General features: G+C 66.4%; 23 protein-coding genes and 2 pseudogenes. 14 read left to right on the top strand and 11 right to left on the bottom strand.

Features of this window, described 5'->3' with window-relative positions; all coding sequences use genetic code 11:
• Positions 1-32: 32 nt before the first annotated feature.
• From NA10_RS17060 to NA10_RS17045, 4 genes are all read right to left on the bottom strand, one after another.
• On the bottom strand, positions 33-1253 hold the full coding sequence (locus tag NA10_RS17060) for a bifunctional 3,4-dihydroxy-2-butanone-4-phosphate synthase/GTP cyclohydrolase II (protein ID WP_067568836.1): 1221 nt from the start codon (positions 1251-1253) through the stop codon (positions 33-35).
• Between the two features lie 128 nt (positions 1254-1381).
• Positions 1382-3097, bottom strand: a complete 1716-nt coding sequence (locus NA10_RS17055) for an MFS transporter (RefSeq protein ID WP_067568835.1) — start codon at positions 3095-3097, stop codon at positions 1382-1384.
• Positions 3098-3211: 114 nt separating this feature from the next.
• Complete coding sequence (locus NA10_RS17050) at positions 3212-3850, bottom strand: PadR family transcriptional regulator (RefSeq protein WP_067568834.1); 639 nt, start codon at positions 3848-3850, stop codon at positions 3212-3214.
• Between the two features lie 59 nt (positions 3851-3909).
• Positions 3910-4746: an IclR family transcriptional regulator gene (locus NA10_RS17045; protein WP_084514841.1), complete on the bottom strand. Its 837-nt coding sequence runs from the start codon at positions 4744-4746 to the stop codon at positions 3910-3912.
• A 249-nt stretch (positions 4747-4995) separates the two neighbouring features.
• On the opposite strand from NA10_RS17045, the gene NA10_RS17040 reads away from it, so the two are divergent.
• The 7 genes from NA10_RS17040 to NA10_RS17010 all read left to right on the top strand — a co-directional run bounded on the left by NA10_RS17040 (position 4996) and on the right by NA10_RS17010 (position 11505).
• Entirely contained in the window at positions 4996-5529 is a 534-nt protein-coding gene (locus NA10_RS17040; protein WP_245677513.1) for a flavin reductase family protein, read from the top strand.
• Between the two features lie 85 nt (positions 5530-5614).
• A complete protein-coding gene (locus NA10_RS17035; protein WP_067568832.1) occupies positions 5615-6787 on the top strand; it encodes a 3-ketosteroid-9-alpha-monooxygenase, oxygenase component in 1173 nt (390 codons plus the stop codon).
• 11 nt (positions 6788-6798) lie between these two features.
• The gene (locus tag NA10_RS17030) at positions 6799-7044 is read left to right on the top strand and encodes a hypothetical protein (protein ID WP_067568831.1); all 246 of its coding nucleotides are present in this window, start codon (positions 6799-6801) and stop codon (positions 7042-7044) included.
• 136 nt (positions 7045-7180) lie between these two features.
• The gene (locus NA10_RS17025) at positions 7181-8266 is read left to right on the top strand and encodes a ferredoxin--NADP reductase (RefSeq protein ID WP_067568830.1); all 1086 of its coding nucleotides are present in this window, start codon (positions 7181-7183) and stop codon (positions 8264-8266) included.
• Positions 8267-8284: 18 nt separating this feature from the next.
• Entirely contained in the window at positions 8285-9163 is an 879-nt protein-coding gene (locus tag NA10_RS17020) for a VOC family protein (RefSeq protein ID WP_067568829.1), read from the top strand.
• A 97-nt stretch (positions 9164-9260) separates the two neighbouring features.
• Positions 9261-10472 (top strand): LLM class flavin-dependent oxidoreductase, encoded by a 1212-nt coding sequence (locus NA10_RS17015; RefSeq protein WP_245677509.1) that lies wholly within the window; start codon positions 9261-9263, stop codon positions 10470-10472.
• Between the two features lies 1 nt (position 10473).
• Positions 10474-11505, top strand: a complete 1032-nt coding sequence (locus NA10_RS17010; RefSeq protein WP_067568828.1) for a zinc-binding dehydrogenase — start codon at positions 10474-10476, stop codon at positions 11503-11505.
• A gap of 57 nt (positions 11506-11562) precedes the next feature.
• Here NA10_RS17010 and NA10_RS17005 read toward each other — a convergent pair whose 3' ends face one another.
• Complete coding sequence (locus NA10_RS17005) at positions 11563-12402, bottom strand: class I SAM-dependent methyltransferase (protein ID WP_218021537.1); 840 nt, start codon at positions 12400-12402, stop codon at positions 11563-11565.
• 132 nt (positions 12403-12534) lie between these two features.
• On the bottom strand, positions 12535-12990 hold the full coding sequence (locus NA10_RS17000) for a MarR family winged helix-turn-helix transcriptional regulator (protein ID WP_067568900.1): 456 nt from the start codon (positions 12988-12990) through the stop codon (positions 12535-12537).
• Positions 12991-13132: 142 nt separating this feature from the next.
• Here NA10_RS17000 and NA10_RS16995 point away from each other — a divergent pair, with 142 nt between their 5' ends.
• Positions 13133-13726 carry a DinB family protein gene (locus tag NA10_RS16995; RefSeq protein ID WP_067568827.1) on the top strand — a complete coding sequence of 198 codons (594 nt, stop codon included), beginning with the start codon at positions 13133-13135 and terminating at the stop codon, positions 13724-13726.
• Positions 13727-13732: 6 nt separating this feature from the next.
• Here the strand turns inward: NA10_RS16995 and NA10_RS39365 are convergent, their stop codons facing one another.
• Positions 13733-14113, bottom strand: a complete 381-nt coding sequence (locus NA10_RS39365; RefSeq protein ID WP_307188399.1) for a nitroreductase family deazaflavin-dependent oxidoreductase — start codon at positions 14111-14113, stop codon at positions 13733-13735.
• A 345-nt stretch (positions 14114-14458) separates the two neighbouring features.
• A pseudogene (locus NA10_RS39360) lies at positions 14459-15439 on the bottom strand (NADH:flavin oxidoreductase/NADH oxidase family protein); the annotation flags it as partial.
• 120 nt (positions 15440-15559) lie between these two features.
• On the opposite strand from NA10_RS39360, the gene NA10_RS16985 reads away from it, so the two are divergent.
• A complete protein-coding gene (locus NA10_RS16985) occupies positions 15560-16138 on the top strand; it encodes a TetR/AcrR family transcriptional regulator (protein WP_067568825.1) in 579 nt (192 codons plus the stop codon).
• A gap of 1 nt (position 16139) precedes the next feature.
• Here the strand turns inward: NA10_RS16985 and NA10_RS16980 are convergent, their stop codons facing one another.
• Together NA10_RS16980 and NA10_RS16975 are read right to left on the bottom strand one after the other, a co-directional pair.
• Positions 16140-16997 carry a ribokinase gene (locus NA10_RS16980; RefSeq protein WP_067568898.1) on the bottom strand — a complete coding sequence of 286 codons (858 nt, stop codon included), beginning with the start codon at positions 16995-16997 and terminating at the stop codon, positions 16140-16142.
• Positions 16998-17045: 48 nt separating this feature from the next.
• On the bottom strand, positions 17046-18566 hold the full coding sequence (locus NA10_RS16975; RefSeq protein ID WP_067568824.1) for an MFS transporter: 1521 nt from the start codon (positions 18564-18566) through the stop codon (positions 17046-17048).
• Positions 18567-18769: 203 nt separating this feature from the next.
• Here NA10_RS16975 and NA10_RS16970 point away from each other — a divergent pair, with 203 nt between their 5' ends.
• The 5 genes from NA10_RS16970 to NA10_RS16950 all read left to right on the top strand — a co-directional run bounded on the left by NA10_RS16970 (position 18770) and on the right by NA10_RS16950 (position 23948).
• The gene (locus NA10_RS16970; RefSeq protein WP_067568823.1) at positions 18770-20038 is read left to right on the top strand and encodes a glutamate-5-semialdehyde dehydrogenase; all 1269 of its coding nucleotides are present in this window, start codon (positions 18770-18772) and stop codon (positions 20036-20038) included.
• A gap of 24 nt (positions 20039-20062) precedes the next feature.
• Positions 20063-20944 carry an AAA family ATPase gene (locus NA10_RS16965; protein WP_067568822.1) on the top strand — a complete coding sequence of 294 codons (882 nt, stop codon included), beginning with the start codon at positions 20063-20065 and terminating at the stop codon, positions 20942-20944.
• A gap of 49 nt (positions 20945-20993) precedes the next feature.
• Complete coding sequence (locus NA10_RS16960; protein WP_373862386.1) at positions 20994-22445, top strand: vWA domain-containing protein; 1452 nt, start codon at positions 20994-20996, stop codon at positions 22443-22445.
• An 11-nt stretch (positions 22446-22456) separates the two neighbouring features.
• Positions 22457-22798 carry an MmcQ/YjbR family DNA-binding protein gene (locus NA10_RS16955; protein WP_067568821.1) on the top strand — a complete coding sequence of 114 codons (342 nt, stop codon included), beginning with the start codon at positions 22457-22459 and terminating at the stop codon, positions 22796-22798.
• A 268-nt stretch (positions 22799-23066) separates the two neighbouring features.
• Positions 23067-23948 (top strand): hypothetical protein, encoded by an 882-nt coding sequence (locus NA10_RS16950; RefSeq protein WP_067568820.1) that lies wholly within the window; start codon positions 23067-23069, stop codon positions 23946-23948.
• Between the two features lie 243 nt (positions 23949-24191).
• Here NA10_RS16950 and NA10_RS35680 read toward each other — a convergent pair.
• Positions 24192-24470: pseudogene (locus tag NA10_RS35680) on the bottom strand (ATP-binding protein); the annotation flags it as partial.
• Between the last annotated feature and the right edge of the window lie 98 nt (positions 24471-24568).

The following is a 24568-nucleotide window of genomic DNA, read 5'->3' as shown; positions in this document are numbered from 1 at the left end:
GCACATCCTTCGGTCATGACTCTGCCGAGATGCTATCCCGCCGCGTTGATTTCTCCGAGGTGGTGACTCATGCGATCGCGTTTGGTGCGCAGGTAGTGGACATTGTGCTCGGTGGGCTGGGTCCGCAGCGGAACGCGGGCCACCACCGCGATGCCGTGGGCTTCCAGGCCGGACTGCTTGGCGGGGTTATTGCTCAGCAGCAGAACGGAATTCACGCTGAGATCGGCCAAGATGCGCGCGGCCGCGCCGTAGTCGCGGGCGTCGATGGGCAGGCCGAGTTGAACATTGGCGTCCACGGTGTCCGCGCCCTGATCCTGAAGTTCGTAGGCGCGCAACTTGTTCAGCAGCCCGATACCCCGGCCTTCCTGACCGCGCAGGTAGACCACCACGCCGCGGCCCGCCTCGACCACGGCCGCCATCGCGGCGTCGAGCTGCTCACCGCAATCACAGCGCCGCGAGCCGAAGGCGTCACCGGTGAGGCATTCGGAGTGCACGCGCACCAGCGCGTCCGCACCGGAGGGATCGCCGTAGACCAGCGCCAAATGCTCTGCGCCGGAATGCTCGTCGGCATAACCGAGCACCTGGAAGTCACCGAAGCGGGTGGGCAGCCGGGTCTCCACCATGCGGGTGATGCCGTTCTCCAAGCCGCGGCGGTACGCGATGAGATCGGTGATGGAGATGATCGGGATCCCCTGTTCGGCCGCCATGACCAGCAGTTCGGGGAGCCTGGCCATGGAACCGTCGTCATTGACGACCTCGGCGATCACGCCGGCGGGGCGTAGTCCGGCCAGACGCATGAGGTCCACGGCGGCCTCGGTATGGCCCGGACGGGCGAGCACCCCACGGGGATTCGCGCGCAACGGGAAGACGTGGCCGGGGCGCGACAGCTCCTCGGGAGTGGTGCGCGGATCGGCGAGCGTGCGCATGGTGCGGGCGCGGTCGGCGGCCGAAATGCCGGTGCTCACACCGGAAACGGCATCGACCGAGACGGTGTAGGCGGTGCCCTTGGGATCCTGGTTGACCGCGGTCATGGGTGGCAGCTGCAATCGGTCGAGGTCCTCGCCCGCCATGGGGACGCACACCACGCCGCTGGTGTGGCGCACCAGGAAGGCGATGTTCTCGGGCGTCGCCTTCTCGGCGGCGAGAATGAGATCGCCCTCGTTCTCGCGGTCCTCGTCGTCCACCACCAGAACCATGCCGCCCGCCGCGATCGCGGCCACCGCCGTGGCGATTGTGTCGAGTGCACCGGTCATCGTCGACCACCTCCTCTGTTATGCCTAATAGAAATATGAGGGGCGCGGAACAGCGAGGTGGGATCCCGCTCACCGGAAAAGAACATGGCCCGCAGGCGATACGCCTGCGGGCCGTGATTCGTTCAGGATCAGTACGCGGTGCCGCCGGTGGCGGCCGAGCGTCCGGCCTTCATGATGATCGCGCCGATCAGCGCGATCGCCGAGGTGGCCGCGATGACATAGAAGCTGATCTCATAGCCCTTGTCCGCGAACAACATCGGGATTTCCTTGGTGACCGTGGGCGCACCCGTCACCGTCACATCCGCCTTGACCGGATTGGCATTGAGGAATGCCGTGGCCACCGCGAGACCGACGGCCGCGCCCATGGCCTGCATGACGCCCAGCATGCCCGCGCTGATGCCCTGCTGTTCCGCGGGCACCGCCTCGACCATGAGGTTCGGCGTGGCCGCGTAGTACAGGCCGAAGGCGATACCGAACACCGCGCTGATCAGCGCCTGCATACCCCAGCCGTGCGAGGTCGCACCGTAGGCGATGGCCGCGCCGACGAAGATCACCAGTGCGAACACCAGCGGCTGTCGCCCACCCGAGCGCCGGATCCACAGCCCGCCGAGGAAGCCGAAGAGCATGGCGATCAACGATTGCGCGAGGGTGATGTGCGTGGCGAACTCGAGCAGACTGAATCCGTCACCGTACGAGTAGCCCGGATTCAATTGCACGTCAACCATATTCGGCGGCAACTGGGAGTACACGGCCTCCGGCGGCACCACCACCGCACCCGGCGGCAGCTCCACGCCCGGCGGCAGCGCGGCCTTGGCCTGCGCCTCGGCCTGGGCCTGCGCCTGTTGCAGCGCACCGGCCTTCACCTGATCCCAGGTCGCGGTCTTGACCTGCTCGACCACCTCGGCGGACGGCGGCGACTGCGTCATATAGCCGGTGGCGTAGGACTGGTAGCCGATCATGAACGAGGCCAGCAGCGCGATGAACAGCAGCACGCTCACGCGCGGGGTGAACAGCAGCTTCATATCCATGATGGGCTGCTTGACGCGCATCTCCACGATCGGGAAGAGCGCCAGGAAGACAATGCCGCCGATGAGCCAGGCGAGGCTGGACGGCTTGCTCCAGCCCCACTGCTGACCGTTGTCCAGGTAGATGAGCGTGAGCACCAGACCCGCGCCGAGCAGTACCGCGCCGACAAGATCCAGCTTCTGCGGCACCCGCAGCTTGGACTCCGGCACGATGGCGATCACCAGCGGAATCATCACGACGGTGAAGGCGAACAGGAACCAGAAGATGGCGCGCCAGCTGTGGTTCTCCACAATCCAGCCGCCGATCAGCGGACCGGCCAGCGCGGAGACGCCCAGGCCGGTGGAGGCGATGCCGAGGCCGACCGGAACCAGCTTGCGGGGCATGAGGTCTCGAATGAGGCCGTACGAGATGACCGCAGTGGCAATGGCCGTCGCCTGCAGGCCGCGGCCGATCAGGAACAGCATCCAATTGCTGGTGACCGCGCAGAGGGCGCAGCCGATCATGAACAGCACACCGCAGACCAGGAACATCCGCTTCTTGCCGACGATGTCCGAGAGCTTGCCGATGACCGGCGAGGTGGCGGCGCCGACGACGCCGAAGATGATGATGGCCCAGTTGATGTTCGCGCCATGGCTGGGGAATGTGGGCGCGATTTGGCGCAGTGCGGCCGAGACCATCACGTACTGCATGGGCGCGACCTCGGTGAACAGCACGATCACCGCGAGGACGGAGAAAATCCGAAGCTTTGACGCACCGTCGAGGCGACCGGTGTCATCGTTGGCGCCGGGCGGCACCTCGGGGGCGACGGAGGTGGACATATTGCGTCCTCCAGTGGGTAGGTAACACGATTTCGTGAACCGTGTCACAGCCCGTGGCCGCCGCCTATGGAGGAATCCGCTGAGTGGAGAATTTCGAGGATCACGGTAGGAACTTTATTGTTTGTGTTCCTTGGTCGACTTGCGGCGCGTACGCTGCCTTGCCAATTTGTCCAAATCGGAGAGCAGATCCTGCGCGAATTCGCGTTCCGCCTCGTAATGCCGTACGCACCAGCGCAGTACCGCGCTCGGGTACGCCCACTCCGGATTCGTGTCCGCGCCATCGGCGTCGATCTGCGCCCTGCGCCGCATCTTCTCGGCGTAGTCGATGTGCTGGGTGAGGATCTCGCGCATGCGATCGGGTTCGGCGAGATGGCCCAGCCAGGCCCGCAACATCACGCTGTGCTTGAGCACGGGAGCCTCGACGGGGGAGTGGTTCACCCAGTGCGCGGCGGCTTCCCGGCCGCTGGCGGTAATGGCGTACATGCGCTTACCGCGCATACCGTCCTCGGAGACCACGGTGCGCGAGGTGGCGTAACCGTGCTTCTCGAGGCGTTTGAGTTCGGCGTAGATCTGGCTGAACGACGGACTCCAGTAGAAGAACTGCAGACTCCAGTCCGCCCACTTCTTCAGGTCGTACCCGGAGAGCTCCTCGGCGTGCGAGAGCATGCCGAGCACGGCCCACGCCGTGGTGGGCAGGTCCGGAATCGCCTGCGGCTCTTCGTCATGCGCTCCGCGTGCCGCGCCATCGGTCATGGCTGAAGGGATTCGCCCCCGCATATGCCTGCCTTCTCTATCCTGAGCATCGGGTCCGGTCAGCGCCAGTGCGCGCGCCGCGGGAACAGGGTGCGCCCGGCCTCGTGCGCCACCTCGAGCACGACGCGGGCCAGCCGGTCATAGCTCATACCGTCGGCGCGACCCGAGAGCGAGAGCGCGGCGGGCGCGGTACCGCGACCACGCAGCGGGGCTGCGACACAGGCGATTCCGGCCACGGCCTCTTCCCGGTCGATGGCCACGCCCTGGCGCAGGCGGATCTGCGCGAGTTCACGCGAGAGCGCCTCGGGTTCGCAGATGGTGCGCGGGGTCAGTCGCGGCAGGCGATTGCGCAGTGCGGCCTCGGCGATATTGGGCTCCAGACAGGCGAGCATGGCCTTGCCGACACCCGTTGCGTGCGCGGGCATCCGGCCGCCCAGGCGGGTGGGCAGGCTCGCGGCGAAGCGGCCGCCGGCCTTGTCCAGGTAGACCACATCGCGGCCGTCGAGCACCGCGAGGTGGCCGACCATGCCGGTGCGCTGGCTCAGTTCGTGCAGCAGCGGGCTGACCGCATCGCGAATCTCATTGTGATCGGCGGTGAGTCCGCCGAGTTCGAGGGCGCGCATACCCAGGCGGTAGCCGCCGGAGGTGTGCGCCAGCCAGCGCAGCTTGATCATCTGATCGAGGATCCGGTGAACCGTGGAGCGCGGCAGACCGGTGCGCTCGACCAGGCCGAGCAGGGTGAGTGTGGGGGTGGAGGCGTCGAAAGCGTCCAGGATGAGGGTCATGCGCTCGATCATCGAGACCGGAACTTCGGCGCCGGTGTTGCGAGATTCCTTGGCGCGCATAGGGGCGTGGGTGTTTCGTGCCTCCGCCGAGGGGAGCATGGCGACGGACATTTGAGCCTCCGTTGGTGCAGACATCCAGTCTAGGGATATGCCGATTAGGTATGTTCCGGTTTCGGGCCTTGTGCTACCCATCACAGTGCCCTGGACCACACGCGGGGGAATCGGGAGAACTACGTAGCTTTTGTCCCGTTCTACGGATTCATGTCTCGGTGACCGAACCCCGATATTGACGCCTCCCGGCGCTGACCTGGTGTTATGACTGGCAGCCATATTTCGAACCGAAATAAAGAGGGAGTCACCGTGGAACCGGTGCTGGAGGTGGATCGGGTGTCAGCCGAGCACGTGGGCGGCGCCGCCGCGATCGATCCGACCGCATTCAAGGCAGTTCTCGGGCGCTTCGCCTCCGGGGTCACTGTGATCACCGCCATCGACGACGGCGAACCGGTCGGCTTCGCGTGCCAGTCCTTCGCCTCGCTGTCCATCGATCCGCCGCTGGTGAGCTTCTTCCCCGCGCGCACCTCGAGCACCTGGCCGCGCATTCGCCGCGCCGGGCGCTTCACCGTCAATATCCTGGCCGACCACCAGGATTCGGTGTGCCGTCAGCTCGGCCGCCCCGGCGCGGACAAGTTCGCGGGCGTGGAGTGGACCCCGTCGCACAACGGTTCACCGCTGCTGACCGGTGCGCTGGCAACCATCGACTGCGAATTGCGCGACGAGGTCGACGGTGGTGACCACACGGTGGTCATTGCCCGCGTGACCGGTCTGGACGAGCACTCCGAGGCCACCCCGCTGCTCTTCTATCGAGCCGGATTCGGGCGTCTCGCACACCAGTAGCTACCTCCCGGCCAGTGGGACAGCCATTGTCGTCGGCGTCACATGGGCCGCAACCATCGATACAAGGCAAGGGAGAGGAATCAACATGACCACCACCACCGATGCCGAGGTGCGCGTGATCGACGCGGGCGCCCCGCCCACTCGATTCGCGCGTGGCTGGCACTGTCTGGGTTTGGCCGACTCGTTCGGTGACGGAAAGCCGCACACCATCAAGGCATTCGGCACCGAGATCGTGGTGTTCGCCGCCGAGGACGGCGCCCTGAACGTGCTCAACGCGTACTGCCCGCATATGGGCGGCAATCTCGCAGACGGCACCGTCAAGGGTGATTCGCTGGCCTGCCCGTTCCACGATTGGCGCTGGAACGGCAAGGGCAAGTGCACCGGCATTCCGTACGCGCGCCGCGTCCCGCCGCTGGCCCGCACCAAGGCGTGGCCGACCATGGTCGAGAACAAGCAGCTCTTCGTGTGGAACGACCCGGAGGGCAAGCAGCCCCCGGCCGAGGTGGCCATCCCGCGTATCGACGCCGCCTTCGACGACCAGTGGACCGACTGGACCTGGAACTCGATGATCGTGGACGCCAACTGCCGCGAGGTCATCGACAATGTGGTCGATATGGCGCACTTCTTCTATGTGCACTACGGCTTCCCGACGTTCTTCAAGAATGTCTTCGAGGGCCATATCGCCAGCCAGTACATGACCTCGGTCTCGCGCGAGGACATGATGGGCGCGACCGCGAAAGCCTTGGGCGGCAAGAACGTTCTGCGATCCGAGGCCGCCTACTACGGCCCGTCCTACATGATCGACTATCTCGAGAGCGAGAGCGCCAACGGTCTGGTCGTGGAGGGCTATCTGATCAACTGCCACTACCCGGTCAACGAGAACCAGTTCGTGCTCATGTACGGGGCCATCGCCAAGAAGCCCGAGGGCGTCTCGCCGGAGCAGGCGCGGGAGATCGCGGAGAAGTTCGTCGGCGGGCTGGGTAAGGGCTTCGAACAGGACGCCAATATCTGGAAGCGCAAGTCGCGCATCAACAATCCGCTGCTGTGCGAGGAAGACGGGCCGGTCTACCAGCTGCGTCGCTGGTACGAGCAGTTCTACACCGATGCCGCGGCCGTCACCGAGGAGATGACCACCCGCTTCGAATTCGAGGTGGACACCACCCGCGCGGTCACCGCCTGGGAGGCCGAAGTGGCCGACAACCTGGCCAAGCGCGCCTCGGCTGGCCGAGAATCCGACACCGCCGAAGCCAACGCCTGAGAGGCACTGCCATGGACGAGGTTTCGTGCCGGTCCTGCGGGACCTGCGTACTGGTGGAGAAGTTCAGCCCCCAGCACACCAGCGTGCAGTGGAACAACGCCGCCGTGGCGGCCTGCACGGGGCTCTCCACCGCCGGCCTGAAGTCGCACACCTGCCACGCCCTGCGCGACAGCATCGACGCCGCGGTGGCCGCGGGTGAGCTGAGCGCCAGCACCCGCGATGTGGATGTGCAAACCAGGGGCCGAACCTTGGCATGAAGGATTCCCCGTCATCCCGGCATGCATGTGGCCGGGATAAACGGTGACCCACTCGAGACGTGTGGATCCCGCCACGAGCGCGCCGGGATGACGAGGGCAGCTCGACCGAATTGGACAGCATAGGAATGGAATTGCGATGACGGTGACTGACATCGAGCCGGAGCCGGAGCCGGCGCAGCGTGCCGGTGGCGTCGCGTCGGTGCGGATCGTGCGCGTGGTGCGGGAGACCGACGACGCGGTGTCACTCGAGCTCGCGCCGGCGGACGGTCATGCCGGGCGGTTCGGGTACAAGCCCGGCCAGTTCCTGACCCTGCGCATTCCGAGTGCGCTCACCGGTTCGGTGAGCCGGTGCTATTCGTTGTCCAGCGCACCGCACGAGGAGGGGCCGCTCAAGGTCACCGTCAAGCGGACGGTCGAGGGCTACGGCTCGAACTGGTTGTGCGACAACGCCGTCGAGGGCATGTCCCTGGATGTGCTGCCGCCCGCCGGCCTGTTCACCCCGAGCACCCTCGATACCGATTTGCTGCTGTTCGGCGGCGGCAGCGGTATCACCCCGGTGCTCTCCATTCTGAAATCCGCACTGGCGCAGGGCTCCGGTCATGTGACGCTGATCTACGCCAATCAGCACGAGAACTCGATCATCTTCGCGGCCGAGCTCGCGGAACTGGCTGCCGCGCATCCGGATCGACTGCTGGTACTGCACTGGTTGCAGTCGGTGCAGGGCCTGCCGACGGTGGAACAGCTTGCCGCGCTGGCCAAGCCGTGGGCCGAGCGCGAGGCGTTCGTCTGCGGACCCGCCCCGTTCATGGCTGCGGTGAGCGCGGCCATGACCTCACTCGGCGCGGATCGCAAACGCGTGCATTCGGAGAAATTCGTCTCGCTGTCCGGCAATCCCTTCGAAACCGACAGCACAGCCGTCGATGTCGAAGCCGCCGCGGCCGATGGTGAAACTGCGACCGTCGAAGTCGAACTCGACGGTGAAAACCACGAAATCACCTGGCCGCGCAAGCGGACACTGTTGGATGTGCTGCTCGCCAAGGGCCTGGAAGCACCTTTCTCCTGTAGGGAAGGCGCGTGCAGCGCGTGCGTGTGCCGAGTGGTCTCCGGCGAAGTCACCATGCGGCGCAATGAAGTTCTCGAAGACGACGACCTGGCCGACGGCTATGTGCTGGCCTGCCAGGCGATTCCGGTGACCGACGACGTCTCGGTCACCTATTCCTGAAAGATCGAGGAGTACACCATGGCTGCCTTCAGCTCCCTCGGCTACGTGCGGGCCCGCATCGCGGACGTGAACGCGTGGCGCGAATTCGCCTTCGACACCATCGGTTTCGCCGAGGGAAACGGGCCGAATCCGGATTCGGTCTACCTGCGCACCGACGAGCACACCTACCGCCTGGAACTGGTGCCCGGCGATCGCGACGAGGTCATTGCCATCGGCTGGCAGGTCGCCGACACCCGCTCGCTCGCCCTGGTGCGCGAAACCCTGGAGAAGGCCGGAATCGCCGTCGCCACACTGAGTGTGGAGGACGCCGCGAACCGGCACGTCGAGGAGGCCATCAGCTTCGTCGACCCGTCCGGCTTCACCGTCGAGGTCTTCCACGGCCCGCTGCTCGATCACACCCCCGTGCTCACCAAGCACGGCGCACGCTTCGTCAACGGCGATCTGGGCCTGGGCCACGTGGTGCTGCCGGTCCGCGATATCGAGGACGCGCGCAAGTTCTACACCGAGGTACTGGGTTTCGCCGCGCGTGGCTCCTTCCGCGTCGGCCCGCCCGGGGACCCGATCTGGATTCGCTTCATGGGTGTGAACCCGCGCCACCACAGCCTCGCGCTGATTCCGGGCTCGCGTCCGGACGGTCCGGGCATCGTACACATCATGGTCGAGGTCGACTCGCTCGACGATGTGGGCCGCGCCCTGGATCGGGTCACCAAAGCGGGCTACCACCTCTCCTCCACGCTCGGCCGCCACACCAACGACAAGATGATCTCCTTCTACGTCCGCACCCCCGGCAACTGGGATCTCGAATTCGGTTGCGAGGGAATGCTGGTCGGCGACGACTACGTCGCGGAGGAGATGACCGCGGACAGCTATTGGGGCCACGAGTGGGCTAGGGGCTGACCGCTCACACAGACCCGGCCGCGTATCCGCCAGAGCCCCGGCGGATACGCGGCCGTTTCGGAGCACAACTGAATACATCGCAAAGGAGCGTCGAAAGTTGTCTCTGCCCACCGCATTCGGACCCACGCGGTTCGGATTCTTCATCGCGCCCTACCATCCGCTCAACGGCAATCCCACCTTGCAGATTCAGCGGGATCTGCAACTGGTTCAGCTCGCGGACGAACTCGGCTATCAGGAAGCCTGGGTCGGCGAACATCATTCCGCCGGAATGGAGATCATCGCCGCACCGGAGGTCTTCCTCGCCGCGGCCGCGGAACGCACCAGCCGGATTCGCCTGGGCACCGGCGTGAATTCCCTGCCCTACCACCAGCCCATGATGCTGGCCGACCGGCTCTGCCTGCTCGACCATCTCACCAAGGGACGGGTCATGATGGGCATCGGCCCGGGTCAGCTGGCCTCGGACGCCTCCATGATGGGCGTGCCGCAGCCGCGGCAGCGCGACATGATGCACGAATCCATGGAAACCATCGTGCGCTTGCTGCGCGGTGAGGTGGTCACCGCCAAGACGGAGTGGTTCGAGCTCAACGAGGCGCGGCTGCAATTGCTGCCGTACCAGCGGGGTGGCCTGGAAATGGCTGTGGCCTCGACCATTTCGCCGTCCGGCTCGGTGCTGGCCGGTAAGCACGGTGCGGGACTGCTGTCGCTGGCCGCCTCCGATCCCTCGGGGTATGAAGCGCTGCTGCCGAATTGGAAGGTCTACGAGCAGACCATGGCCGCCAACGGCCATACCGTCGATCGCTCGAAGTGGCGGCTGGTCGCGCCCATGCATCTCGCCGAGACCCGCGAGCAGGCGCGCCGCGAAGCCGAGTGGGGCGTAGGGCATCTGGTGGATTACATCAAGCGGCTCAGCGGTTTGGAGGTGCCGTGGGGTGATACCGCCGCCGCGGCCGTCGACCTGTGGACCGGACCGGGTTTCCCCGCCTTCGGTCGCGCCACCATCGGCTCACCCGATGACGCCATCGCGGCCATCGAGGCACTGGCCGAACAGTCGGGCGGGTTCGGCACCTTCCTGGTGCTGGCGCTCAATGTCGCCGATCCCGAAGCCTCTCGGCGGTCGGTGAAACTCTTCGCCGAGCATGTGATTCCGCATTTCACCGGTGCGAACCGCAGTCGTGTCGCCTCGCTGGACTGGGCCAATGCCAATAGCGAACGGCTCATGTCCGGTATGCGCGCGGGTGTGGAGGCCGCGTTCGAGCGGCACGGCCAGGCGCTGGCCGCCGCCCTGACCCCCGAATCCGAAGGGAAGTGACATGCGCGCGGTAGTGATGCGCAATCGCACACTCGTCGTCGACGAGGTGCCCGATCCGGTACCCGGCCCCGGTCAGGTGCTGGTGGAGACCATCGCCTGTGGCATCTGCGGTTCGGACAGGGCGGCCCTGGATTACACCGGCGAATTCCTACAGGCGTCCCGCGACAGCGGCGTGCCCACCTTCCTGTTCGATCCGTGCCGCGACATGGTGATGGGGCATGAGCTTTCCGCCCGCGTCATCGGTGCGGGGCCGGACACCCCTTTCGTGGAGGGGCAGAACGTCGTTGCCCTGCCCTGGGCCTTGGACGCGGCCGGTGGCATTCACGGCGTCGGCTACTCCAATGACTATCCGGGCGGCTTCGGCGAGCGAATGGTGTTGCAGGCCATGGCCTTGGAACCCATTCCCGAACATGTCCCGCCGCATGTGGCCGCCATGACCGAACCCCTCGCGGTCGGCTTCGGCAATGTGGGGCGCACGGGTATCGGCCCCGAGGGCACCGGCATCGTGATCGGTTGCGGCCCCGTCGGTTTGGGTGCCGTCGCGGCCCTGGTCGAGCGCGGGGTGGCGCCCATCGTGGCCTCGGACCCGTCCAAACTGCGTCGAGAAGCGGCCCTGCGCCTGGGTGCGCACCGTGTCGTGGACCCGGGCGTCGTGGACCCCGTCGAGGTGTGGCAGGAGCTGGCCTCGCCGGGCCAGAAGTTGCACGTCTGGGTCTGCGCCGGTGTTCCCGGCCTGCTCAACGAACTCATGTACAAGGTCCCCAGGGAGACCGCGATCCTGCAGATCGGTTCGATCATGTCCGATGACGTGATCCGCCCGATCGTGGGCATCTACAAGGACATCTCCCTGCAAATGTGCATGGTCTACCCGCATGAGGAGTACGCGAAAACCCTGCACCGCATAGCCGACGGCGTCATCGACGCCGAATCCCTGGTCACCACCCAGGTCGGCTTCGACGGCGTAGCCGACGCCATCGAATCCCTCCGCCATCCGGACGACCACATCCAAATCCTGGTCCGCCCGAACCTGTAGCCACCCGCACAGCGCGGACCCGATGCCAGACGGGTCGGCGTTGTCGGGTGACCCGGATCAGCTTCGAAGTGTGGCGCGCGCCAACCGGCACAGATCCGCCGGGCGCAATGTGTCGGTGCGCTGCCAGAGCTCCGGTGTGACGGCATCGCGCTGGGAAACATGTTCGGCCACTGTGAATCCGTGCCTGTCGAGGAGTTCGGTGAGGGCCTGCGGGGTGAAGCAGCTCAGCCACGGCTCACCCTGTTCCGCGGCGGCGGGCAGGGCGAATTCGGCGAAGGCGGAACCGGATTCATCGCGCAGCTCCGGTGGTAGCGCGTATTCCAGCACTAATTCTGTCCCGGGCGCGAAACCGCCGAGCACGGCGAGCACGGTGTCGATCGCCGCCTCGCTCAAATACATGCTCACCCCGAGCCAGCTCACCAATGCCGGTGTTCCGGAGTCGAATCCGTGCGCCGACAATTCCGCGGCGAGATCATCCCGTTCGAAATCCACACCGACGAATCGCGAAGCGGTGGCATCGATCCCGGCATTTTCCAGGAGTTCTCGTTTCCATTGTTGAGTCGCCGGATGATCGACCTCGAAAACGGCGATCCGGTGGGCGAGAGCCGAGCGATAGGCGAAGGTGTCCAGACCAGCCCCGAGGATCACGTACTGTGGAAAACCCGCGCCCGCACGCGCTTCGGTATAGCTGCTCCGGGCATTGACCTGCGCACGAGTACCGCTGAGCACCACATGATCGCCGAACCGCCGGTGATAGCCGATGACCTCCTCGGCCTGCGCGCCGAGCAGATCGGCGGCCACCGTGTCCTGAAAAAGGTAGGGCGCGCTGTCCACGATGAGATGCGCCGCGCGCCCGCCCGCCGCCATCATCGCGGTTCTGCTGGGTCCGCCATCCATTGAATTCTCCTCCGAAACAGTCGGGAAAACCGATGTTAGACAGGAAAATTAGGATTCGCATTCAACATATCACACGAAAATTAATATCCGATAACGCAATTCGGCCGATTCGGCCGTCATCGATTGCCGTGCTTACGGATTGCCTGCCGTGGTGCTGGTCGCCGCGAGCCGGGCGAGCAGGTTTCGGAAGCTGGTGGCTTCGCGCGTGGCCAGGGTCGAGTACAGGAACTCGTCCTCCTTGGCTCGGACGCGTTGCTTGACCGTCGCGTAGAGGGCGCGTCCGCTGTCGGTCAGATGGACGGTGCGCTGGCGCTTATCGGTCGCCGCGCGGGCACGCGCCACCACTCCGCGCGCGGTCAGATCGTCCAGATGCCTGCCCAGTCGAGTCGGATCGCGCCGCGTGCGGGCCGATAGTTCGACCTGGGACACGACTTCCGCCGAGGCCAGCTCGGTCACGATCGCGTACTCCCACATGGACAATCCCGCCTCGCGCAGGATCGGCTCCTCCAGTGCCGCCAGCTGTGGCAGCACCCGAAAGATCAGCGCAGCCAGATCCGGCTCGTCCCCGGCCTCGCTCTCCTTGGGCATCGACATCCTTCCCGCTATGCTCTACCGTGGTAGATGATCTACTGTGGTAGATGAAATCCAGTGCCGGTACCCGGCGCGTTCAGTCAGTCTCTCGCACCGACCGGTGTGTGGAGACCACCGACGGTGAAAGCGAGAACCAGCCGTGGACGTATCCGTACTGCACAGCCTGACCGAGGACCTGGCCTCCTATCTGTCCGAGGTCACCCGGGGTGACCTCGGGTGCATGGCGCCGAGCTCCGCCCGGGACGTGCGCGGTGTGTACCGCCACCTCATCGACCGGAGTATCGCCGTCGCCACCGCCATTGCGGCCGAGCCGATCTCGGGTGGGCAGTGGGGCGGAATGCTGGACGGGACATCTCCCGAAGCGGCCGCCGACCCCTACTACGGCAGCGCCGGACTGGAGGTCGGCTATCGATACGCCGCCGGGCTCGTGGAGGTCGCGTTCTCCTCGATCACGGACCCGACCCGGCGCTGCCGGGTGCCCGGGCTCGAGTCGGAGATCGACATCGCGACCCTCTATGAGGAGTACATCGGCGATGTGGTCATCCACACGTGGGACTTGGCGTGCGCGCTCGGCCTTACCTATGAACCGCCTTCGGACATCGCCCGGCGGGTCCTGCGGTCCACGGTGCTGCGTATGACGCGGGCACCCTCGACCGCTACCGGCGCATCGCCGGAATTCGTCGATGCCGATGCCTTCGCATCTCTACTGACACTGTCCGGGCGTACGCGCTGAGGCGGTTCAGTTGTCGGTGAAGGTGATGCGGACGGTGATCGGGGTGGTTTGCAGGGCGGCGAAGGTGCGGGTGGCGATCGGGGCCAGGAGTGGGTGCGGGGCGAAGGTGCGGGCGCGGGCCACCACATCGTCTTCGGGGAGGAATTCGGCGGTGCCGGTGCGCCAGTCATTGCCTTGGCGCACACGGATTTCCGGGTTGGCGGTGAGGTTCGCGCCCCAGCCGGATCGGGAGCCGTGCTGGGAGATGACCCAGGCCCCGCGCTCGTCGAAGAGCACCGATACCGGGACGCGGCGCGGCTGACCGGTCTTGCGCCCGATGGTCTCGATCTCGGTGGCCAATGCGGTGCGCACACCCACCCGGCTCAGCGCGCGAACGGCCGGGTTCATGACGTAGCGACCCAGGGCGCGCTCACGGCGGAATTTGGCGGCGGTGCGGTCCGGGGTGGGCGTGCCCGCCGAGCGCTTACTGCGCAGGGCGTCGAAACCATTGCGGCGCAGCATGGTTACCGCGGTGCGCCAGGGGGAGCGGTCCAGATCGGGATCATCGCCCGCACCCAGCAGATGCAGTTGGTCGGTATGCCATTGCAGGTCCAGCGCCCCGTCGAAGGCCTTCAGGCCGTTATTGGCCGCGAGCTGCGACGGCAGTTTCAGCGAGATCGCGGGTGCGTGCAGGCGTTCCGCGCCATTGAGCAGATCGGCCGCGGCGGAGGGGATTACGGCGGCGGGGCGGCCCAGGCCGACCACATCGCAATGGCCCTCGGCGATCGCCTCGGCCATGACGGTGCGGGAGCGGAACCCGCCGGTGACCGCGATCGGTACCGCACCGGCGGCCTTGCGCGCGGATTCGGCGTATTCCAGGAAGTACGCCTCACGCGCCTTCGTACTGGCGTTGACCGTGCGCGGACGATTCAGCATGGCGGGGGATTCGTAACTGCCGCCGCTGATTTCGATCAGATCCAGACTCTCGGCGGAGAGCGTCTCGATGACCACGCGCGATTCGTCCTCGGTGAACCCGCCGCGCTGGAAGTCCGCCGAATTGAGTTTGATGCCGACGCCGAAGCCCGGGCTCACCGCACCGCGAATACCGCGCGCCACCTCCACGACGAACCGCCTGCGCCGCTCGGCGTCACCGCCCCAGGCGTCGGTGCGCTGATTGGACAGCGGAGACAGGAACTGCGACACCAGGTATCCGTGCGCGCCGTGGATCTGCACGCCGTCGAATCCGGCGGCCTCGGCAACGCGGGCCGCCGTGCCGAACCGCCGGATGATGTCCAGAATCTCGTCCTCGGTGAGCGCGCGCGGTGCGGGCACGCCCGGAATGCTCATACCTATCGCGGACGGGGCCACCGCGCGATTGCGGGTCACCAGTGGATTGGCCTGCCGGCCCGGATGATTCAGCTGCATCCACAGCTTGCCGCCGCCCTGTTTGCCCGCTTCGGCCCAGCGGGTCAGCGCGTCCAGATGCCGTTCGTCCTCGATGGCCACATTGCCGGGTTCGCCCTGGTGACGGCTGTCGACCATGACATTGCCGGTGACGATCAACCCGTACCCGCCGGCGCTCCAGCGCGCGTAGAGTCGTTGCAGCCGTTCGTCGGGGGCGAAGGCGGAATTGCCGAGTCCCTCGCTCAGGGCGGATTTCATCAGACGGTTCGGCAACACCTGGCCACTGGCCAGCGGCAGCGGATCGTGCAGGGATGTGTGCTCGGCAGGCATGTGGGTGGACCCCGGTTCGTCGTCGAGTCGGTGGCTGCGGTCTACACTCGAGTGGTAGACCAATCGGTATATCTCGAACGGTAGTACACCGATCGGTATACAGCAAGGAAGGAAGTCGATATGGGAGCCCGCGACCGCCTCATCGACAGCGCCATCGCCCTCATGCGGTGTAAAGGCATCGCCGGAACCGGCATCGCGCAACTGCTCGAGCACAGCGGGATCTCGCGGCGCTCGGTCTACCTGAACTTCCCCGGCGGCAAATCCGAACTGATCGCCGAGGCCACCCGCACCGCCGGACAGGCGTCGAGCGCGCTCATGCGCACCCTGACCTCGGGCGCGGATCTGGCCACCGTGCTCGCCGCCTTCCCCGCCATGTGGCGCGAGGTGGTGGTCTCCAGCGATTTCACCGCGGGCTGCCCGGTGGTGGCCGCGGCGCTCGGGCGCTCGGAATCCCCCGAGGCCGCCGATGTCGCGGGCGCGACCTTCCTGGAGTGGGAGGGCATCCTCGCCGACCGGCTCGAGGCCGAGGCCGTAGCGCCCGATACCGCTCGCTCGCTGGCCACCACCATCGTGGCGGCGGTGGAGGGCGCGGTCATCATGTCACTGGCCACCCGCTCCACCGAACCGCTGGAGCGCGCCGGGAAGCAGCTCGCCGAGCTGGTGGCCGTACACACCGGTAAGAGCACCACGGCCGCCTGAGTCAGCGCGAGAGCAGCCGCTCGATGGCATTGCGCGTCGGAATCGACGCGCTGGCACCGAGTTTCGTGGTCGCCAGTGCCCCGGCCGTACACGCCCAGGCGAGCGCGATCTCCGGGCCGTCATGCCAATGCGCCGCCAGCGCACCGGTGAAAGTGTCTCCGGCTCCGGTGGTGTCGACCACCTCCACCCGAACTCCCGGCTGCGGCAGGGTGATGCCGTCCGGGCCGCGATAAATCGCGCCGTCCGCGCCGAGCGTGGTGATCACATGCGGCACCGCGTCCAGGGCCGCGCCCAGCTGCGCCGCCTCACCCTCGTTCACCACCGCGATATCGATCTCGGCCCACACCTGCTCCGGAAGTTCGCGCACCGGTGAGGGATTCAGAATCACCGTGGTGCCGTGCGCGCGGGCGTGCCGGGCCGCCTGCAGCACCGTGGGAAGTGGAATCTCCAACTGGCACAGCAGTACATCGGCCTGGGCGATGGCCTCCAGATCGTCCTCGTCCAGGGTGGTCAGCCGAGAGTTGGCCCCGCCCACCACGATAATGCTGTTCTCCCCGCCGTCGTCGACGATGATGGCCGCCACGCCGCTGGGCCCGTGCGCCCGCCGCAACCGCGAAACCCCCACGCCCGCATCGACCAGCACCCGGCGCAGCTCATCGGCGAAGACATCGTCCCCGACCGCCCCGACGAACCCGACCTCACCCCCGGCCCGCTGCGCCGCGATCGCCTGATTGGACCCCTTGCCCCCGGGCACCAGCGAGAACTTCTCCCCGGACACCGTCTCGCCCGGCTCCGGTCGTCGTTTGACGGTCGTCACCAGATCCATATTGATGCTGCCCACCACCACAATCCGCGCCATGATCGCCACGGTAGTCGTGCCGAGGTGCCGATACGGGTAGGTCGCGACTCAGCTGTCGTCGCGGCCGGTCGCGGGTACCGCGCGGCCGGGCTCGAGCGGGGGTGCGCCGATGGGGCAGTTCACCTTGCACAGCGGCTCGGCGTCGGCGGGCGCGGTGGCCAGCGCGTCGTCGCGGACGGTGAGGAAGGCCAGCCCGGCGGCGGCGACCATGAGGACGACGCAGGTGATCAGGGCGATGCGGAAACCGTGCTGGAAGGTCGAGGGGTTGCCGTAGGCGTCGCCGGTCAGGCCCGCCAGGGGCGGAATGGCCGCCACCGCAAGCAGTCCCGCCGCACGGGCCACCGCATTGTTGACCCCGCTCGCCACGCCCGCGTGCCGTTCGTCGGCGGTGGCCAGCACGGTGGCGGTCAGCGGGGCGACGGCCAGGGTGAGGCCGATGCCGAAGATGATCGCGGCGGGCAGCACCACGGTCGGATACGAGGAGTGTTCGCCGATGCGGGTCATGAGCAGCATGCCGAGGGCGGCCAGCAGGACCCCGGCGGTAATGGGTTTGCGCGGGCCGATCTTCTGCGCGAGCGCGCCCGCCCGCGCGGAGAACAGCAGCATGAGGATGGTGCCGGGCAGCATGGCGGTGCCCGCCGCGATCGGACTGAATCCGGAGACCACCTGCAACGTCAGCACCAGCAGGAAGAAGACCACGCTCATCGCGCCGTACATGACGAAGGTGACGCCGTTGATGGCCGTGAACTGTTTGGAGGCGAACACATCCACCGGCACCATCGGGGCGGGTCCGTCGGCGCGGGCCGAGCGGCGGCGTTCGACCAGCACGAAGGCGATACCCGCGGCAATGCCCATCGCCGCGCTGCCTATCACCAAGGCGCGGTTGGCATCTCGCTCCGGTGCGGTGGTGAGGGCGTAGGTGATTCCGGCCAGGCACAGCGCCGCCATGGCCGCGCCGAACACATCGAATTTCCCATGCGCCTGCGCGTCGTAGGTTTCGGGTACATGCCGTGCGGCGACCGCGATGACCAGCAGCGCCAGCGGCACATTCAAAAGGAAGACCCAGCGCCAGCCCGCGTACTCCACCAGATAGCCGCCCAGGAACGGGCCGATGGCACCGGCGACACCGCCCAGTCCGGACCAGGCCCCGACCGCGCGGGCCCGATCCTGCGGTTCGAACGACGCCTGAATGATCGCCAGCGATCCGGGGGTGAGCAGCGCGCCGCCCACACCCTGGAGCGCTCGCGCCGCGATGAGCATCGAAACATCCTGTGCCGCACCGCAGAGCGCCGAGGCGAGCGCGAACCAGATGACGCCGACAATGAAGACGCGCCGCCGCCCGTACCGATCGCCGAGCGCACCGCCCAGCAGAATCAGCCCGGCCAGGGTGAGCGCGTACGCATTGACGGTCCACTGCAATCCGGCCATGGACGAGCCGAATTCGTCCCCGATCTTGGGCAGCGCCACATTCACGACGGTGGCATCGAGCATCGCCATTCCGGAACCGAGCACGGTGGCCAGCAGAACCCAACGTCCGGCGGCGGAGGACAGCTTGATGCTCGCGGTCATCTGCCCAAACTAGCCCGGGGCACCGACTGCGGCCGGGTGAATGATTCGCCGGGCGAGTTGATTCAGCTCGGAGCGCAATGCGCGGCTGCCGCGCAATCCACCCGGCCGGGGCACGCGGCACGCGATGCGCGGCGGCGGGTCCGATCGGCATCCGGTGCGAAGTCGCTGAATGACCGCTATGACCGGGTAAGTAGGCTGTACCCATGACAGCTTCGACCACCACTGAACTGGACAACGTCCGCGAGGTGGTGCATGCCGCGGCGCGCCGGGCCCGGGTGGCGTCGCGCACGCTCGCCCAGCTCACCACGGCGCAGAAGGATGCCGCGCTGCACGCCGCCGCCGATGCGTTGCTCGCCGCCAAGGACCGGCTGCTGATCGCCAATGGCGAGGACATCGAACTCGCGCGCGCGGGCGGTACCGCCGAGGCGCAACTGGATCGGCTGCGGCTGACCGAGGCTCGCATCGACGGGATCGCCTCCGGACTGCGTCAGGTCGCGGGGCTGCCGGATCCGGTGGGCGATGTGGTGCGCGGTTCGACGCTGCCGAACGGTCTGGAGATCCGGCAGACGCGGGTGCCGCTCGGGGTGGTCGGCATGGTCTACGAGGCGCGGCCCAATGTCACCGTCGACGCCTTCGGGCTGACGCTCAAGTCGGGTAACGCGGCGCTGCTGCGCGGCTCCTCCTCGGCGGTGCGCTCGAATGTGGCGCTGGTGACCGTACTGCGCGAAGCGCTTGCCGCACAGGGCCTTCCGCAGGACGCGGTACAGCTGCTGCCCGCCGACGACCGCTCCAGCGTGACCCATCTGATCCAGGCCCGCGGCCTGGTCGACGTGGTCATTCCGCGCGGCGGCGCGGGCCTGATCAATGCCGTGGTGCGCGATGCCCTGGTGCCGACCATCGAGACCGGCACCGGCAACTGCCACATCTTCGTGCACCGCGCTGCCGATCTGGCGATGGCCGAGGCCATTCTGATCAATGCCAAGACCCGTCGCCCGAGCGTGTGCAATACCGCCGAGACGGTGCTCATCGACGAGGCCATCGCCGAGACCGCGGTCCCGCGCCTGATCAAGGCCCTCGAGGACAAGGGCGTCACCATCCACGGTGATCTGCCCGGTCTGGTGCCCGCCACCGATACCGACTGGGCCGATGAATACCTCTCGCTCGATATCGCTTTGAAGGTGGTGCCCGATCTGGATGCCGCTGTCGAGCACATCAACCTCTGGGGCACCGGCCACACCGAGGCCATCATCACCGGCGATCTCGCGGCGGCACGCCAATTCACCGGCCGGGTGGACGCCGCGGCCGTCATGGTCAATGCTTCGACTGCCTTCACCGACGGCGAGCAATTCGGCTTCGGCGCGGAGATCGGCATCTCCACTCAGAAATTGCATGCGCGCGGCCCCATGGGCCTGCCGGAACTGACCTCCACCAAATGGATTGTGTGGGGCGACGGCCAGATCCGGCCCGTCTAGCACTTCGAAGAAAGGGCAGCATCCGTGGCTCCTACAGCACCGATCCAGGAGCCGATCTTCTCGTCGGTCGACGATGTGATCGAGCGCCTCGCCGGAACCGGCTATCTGGCCGACAAGGCCACCGCCACCTCGGTTTTCCTCGCGGACCGGCTGGGCAAGCCGCTGCTCATCGAGGGCCCGGCGGGTGTCGGCAAGACCGAGCTGTCCAAGGCGGTCGCCGAGGTCGCCGGGGCGGAACTCGTTCGCCTGCAATGCTATGAGGGCGTGGACGAGGCGCGGGCGCTGTACGAGTGGAATCACGCCAAGCAGATTCTGCGGATCCAGGCGTCGTCGGAGAACGATTGGGCCGAAACCAAATCCGATGTCTTCACCGAGGAGTTCCTGCTCGCACGGCCGCTGCTGACCGCCATCCGGCGCACCGAACCGACCGTGCTGCTCATCGACGAGACCGATAAGGCCGATGTCGAGATCGAGGGTCTGTTGCTCGAGATCCTGAGCGACTTCTCGGTCACCGTCCCGGAATTGGGCACCATCACCGCCACCCGCAAACCGTTCGTGGTGCTGACCTCGAACGCGACGCGCGAGCTGTCCGAGGCGTTGAAACGGCGCTGCCTCTACCTGCACATCGACTTCCCGGACGAGGATCTCGAGCGCCGCATTCTGGCCAGCCGCGTTCCCGAGCTCAAACCCGCCGTGGCCGCGCAACTGGTGCGGGTCGTGCACGTACTGCGCGGGATGCAGCTCAAGAAGTTGCCCTCGGTCGCGGAGTCCATCGACTGGGCGCGCACGCTATTGGCCTTGGGCGCAAAGGATCTCGACGACAAGACGGTGCGCGCGACGCTTGGTGTGGTGCTCAAGCATCAGGCCGATCATCTGCGCGCGCAGTCCGAGCTGAAGCTGGCCTGAGGCCATGGCGGGCGCATCGAACACCCCGCGCGGGCTGGTCTCGGCGGCCGTGCGGGCGGTGAGCGGGACAGCGGGAGCCGCCAAACCCGCCACCGCGCCCGGGCCGGCGGCCGAGCACGGATTCTCCGGGCATCTGGTCGGATTCGTGGAGGCACTGCGCGGCAGGGGAATTCCGGTCGGACCCTCCGAAACCGTCGATGCCGCACAGGTTGTCACGGTGCTGGATCTGATGGATCGCGAGGTGCTGCGCGAGGGTTTGGCGTGCGCGTTGCTGAGGCGCACCACCCAGCGCGCCACCTTCGACGGGCTGTTCGATCTGTGGTTCCCGGCCGCGCTCGGTGAGCGCGTCGGAGCCGAAGAGGTCGAGATCCCGTACAAGCCGGACGGCGCGGTCGACATTATCGAACTGCGAAAGATGCTGGCGGAGTTGCTCGTTCAGAGTCCCTCCGAGGAGCGGGAGCGAGCGCTGCAAGCGCTGGCCGCGCAGATGGTCGAACAGATGGGCCAGTATCAAGCGTCGGGTGGCCCGTCCTTCTCGGCGTATCAGACCATGAAGGATCTCCAGCCCGAGATCCTGGTGGCCAAACTGATCGCCGGGTTCACCGCGGGGATGGACAACTCCGACTTCGATACCGAGGTCGCCCGGCGCACCGCCCGCCAGCGCATCAAATCCTTCCGCGGCACCGTCGAGGCCGAGACCCGCCGCCGCGTCGCCGAGCGCATCGGCCGCGAGCGCGTCGCGACCTACGGTGTGGCCCGGCAGGCCGAGGACGCCGACTTCCTGCGCATTTCGCAGCATGAGCTCGACGATCTGCGCCGCTCCAGTCAGCGGCTGGCACGAATCCTGGCCTCCCGCCTGGCTTCTCGTCGTCGCCGGGCCCGGCGCGGTGAGATCGATCTGCGCAGGACGCTGCGCAAATCCATGTCCACCGGCGGTGTGCCCATTCACCTGGAGACCCGCAAGCCGCGCCCCGGTCGTCCCGATCTCGTACTGCTGTGCGATATCTCGGGCTCGGTGGCCGGATTCTCCAGCTTCACCATGGTGCTGGTGAATGCCCTGCGTGAACAGTTCTCCCGGGTGCGCATCTTCGCCTTCGTGGACCGCTCCGACGAGGTGACCCAGCTCTTCGACTCGGTGACCCCCCTCGATCAGATCACCCGCCGTATTTTCACCGAAGCCGATGTCGTTGGTATCGAAGGACATTCGGACTACGGCTCCGCCCTCGAGGGCTTCGCCGAGAACTTCCCCGACGCCGTCACCAGCCGCACCTCCCTGCTCATCCTCGGCGACGCCCGCAACAACTACCGCGACCCGGCCCTGGCCACCCTCGAACAACTCGTCGCCGTGGCCAAACACGCCTACTGGCTCAACCCCGAAGCCGAGAAGCTGTGGGGCACAGGCGACTCCGCCGCCAAGAAATACGCCGAAGTCATCGAGATGCACGAATGCCGCTCGGCCCGCCAACTCACCACCGTCGTCGGCCGACTATTGCCCGTCTAGAGGAGACCGCCGTGGACGTTCTCACCTATTGCCTCACCAAACCCGGTGCCTGGCAGGACGAACCGTGGGAGGGGGATATCGTCGCCAAGGCGGGGGACAAGATCTTCGCGTTCATCGGGAGCGGTGAGGCGGTGAGTCTCAAATGCGGAACGCGGACCGAGGCCGACGAACTCGTCGCCATCTACCCCGACGATGTCTCGGTCTCGCACTACATCGGCAGGTACGGCTGGAACCTGATCAAGGTCGGCGGCAAGGTGCCCGACGACGAGCTCCGCGAACTCATCGACCAGTCCTACGAGGCGATCGTCGCCACGTTGCCGAAATCCCGACGTGGCCGTAAGGATGAATTCTGACGTCAGTTGTCGGTGAATCCTGGCGTCACTTGGGCTCGATCCCGGGCGGGTGTATCGGTGAATATTGCTGTCGCTCCGGTGGCATGTCCGCTCTCTCGGGCGGGTCGGAAGGTTTTGTGGGCGACCTCGAAGTGCCGGCACCCGGAGGTAGTCCCGACTGTGGATTACCAAGGATGGGAAGTGGCTACCGTGGACGAAGCTGTCGACCAGCCGCAGACCGGTCGGCCGCATAAGGTGTGGCATCACAGAGGAACGGGTTTCGGCACCAATGGGTTTCTACGACTGCAGTTGCATGATCACCGGCGTCAGTTTGTCGGGCATCGACGCCACTTTGGTCGTCCTGCAATGTGAGGGCGATGGCTACCGTCCGATCACGTTGGGCATCACGGGCACCTACGACCGAACCGGCAGCATCGAGGGAGTCCGCGAGAACCTGAACACCCAACTTGTTCTGCGGTACTTCGTCGAACGGCACCGCGACAGCAGGTTGTTTGCCGAAAACCAGATCAACAAAGGCGAGCAACTGACTTCTGACAGCGACATCGAGGAGTTGCTGCAACTCATAGAACGCACCAACGCCGCGATCGGTAGCGACCATCATTCCGCATCGACCGTCTTGGATGGTGCCGTCATTGTTTTCGCCTTGATTGCGCAGCCCGTCTGGGACGCCATAGTCGATGGGGCCCCGACACCGGAGCGGTCAGCGGATCGACAGTTCCAGCAGCTATTCGGTGAGACATCGTTGGCCGGCGAAATCTATCGGGGTCAGCTACCGAACCTTGCCACCCCCCTGGACCAACTGAGCGCGGTCAACGACTTTGTCGACGCTCACGGGCTGCGCTGGGTTCCCCCATCGGAGCCGTCACAGCGATACCCGATCGACTACGGCGGCCAACACAGCTACGAGATCAGGGAATTCCTCGATCGAGCGAAACGTGACTATGCGGACGATCCTGCTATCCAAGTCGGCCTCGCGGCTTACGAGCAGCTGATCGACTGGGACGACGAAGGCGAGGACACCGTCACGGCTCAGGTCGCATCCGAGACACATGCAGAGATCCTGGCACGGTTCGCGAACGCCCCAGCCGCTGAACGCGCCGTGCGGCTGTACGCGAATGAGACAGTGACAAATCCTGAGGATGAGGGTTGATCATTCGCGAACTGGTCACGGCCACGACCCGCTGCGTCGAAATGACCAATCGCCCCTAAACCCGGCAACAGGTAATCGCATTCGATCGCGTCACTCGGGGTGATGCGAATCGGGGCCCTCGGGCGTGCTCGCTGGTGACGCGCCTTCCTGCGCTGGTCCGTCCGGGGTCCGCCGGTGTGGGTGGCCCGGTGTTTGCCGATCGAGGTTGTCTGGTGGTGTCGTGATTCGCCGATAGTCTGCTGGTCAGGGCACGGTTTCCAGTGTCTGTTGAGTGTCGGTGATTACTGGTTTCTGCTGTGCGGGTGATTGTGCGGTGGTGCCGGCGGCATGGTTGCGGGCGGTGCGGGCGAGACGGTAACTGTCGGAACCGGTTTCGATGATCTGCCCGCCGACAGTGAGCCGGTCGACGATTGCGGCGCAGAGCCGTGGTTCGGAAAAGGTCTTCGACCAGCCGGAGAACGCCTCGGTGGAAGCAATGGCCACCGAATTTGTTTCCTCGCGCTCGGTGAGAACCTGGAACAGCGGTGGCCTCGAATTCGAAGGCTCGCAACGATTTATCGCGTGGAACCCGGCTGCACGGATGCGGCGTTCGGAGCGGCGCCGTGCCCGGTTGTCACATT

The organism is Nocardia acidivorans NBRC 108247 (assembly GCF_001625085.1).
GTDB lineage: Bacteria > Actinomycetota > Actinomycetes > Mycobacteriales > Mycobacteriaceae > Nocardia > Nocardia acidivorans.
Note: the sequence above shows the minus strand (reverse complement) of the source record. Positions and strands in the feature narration are given on the sequence as shown.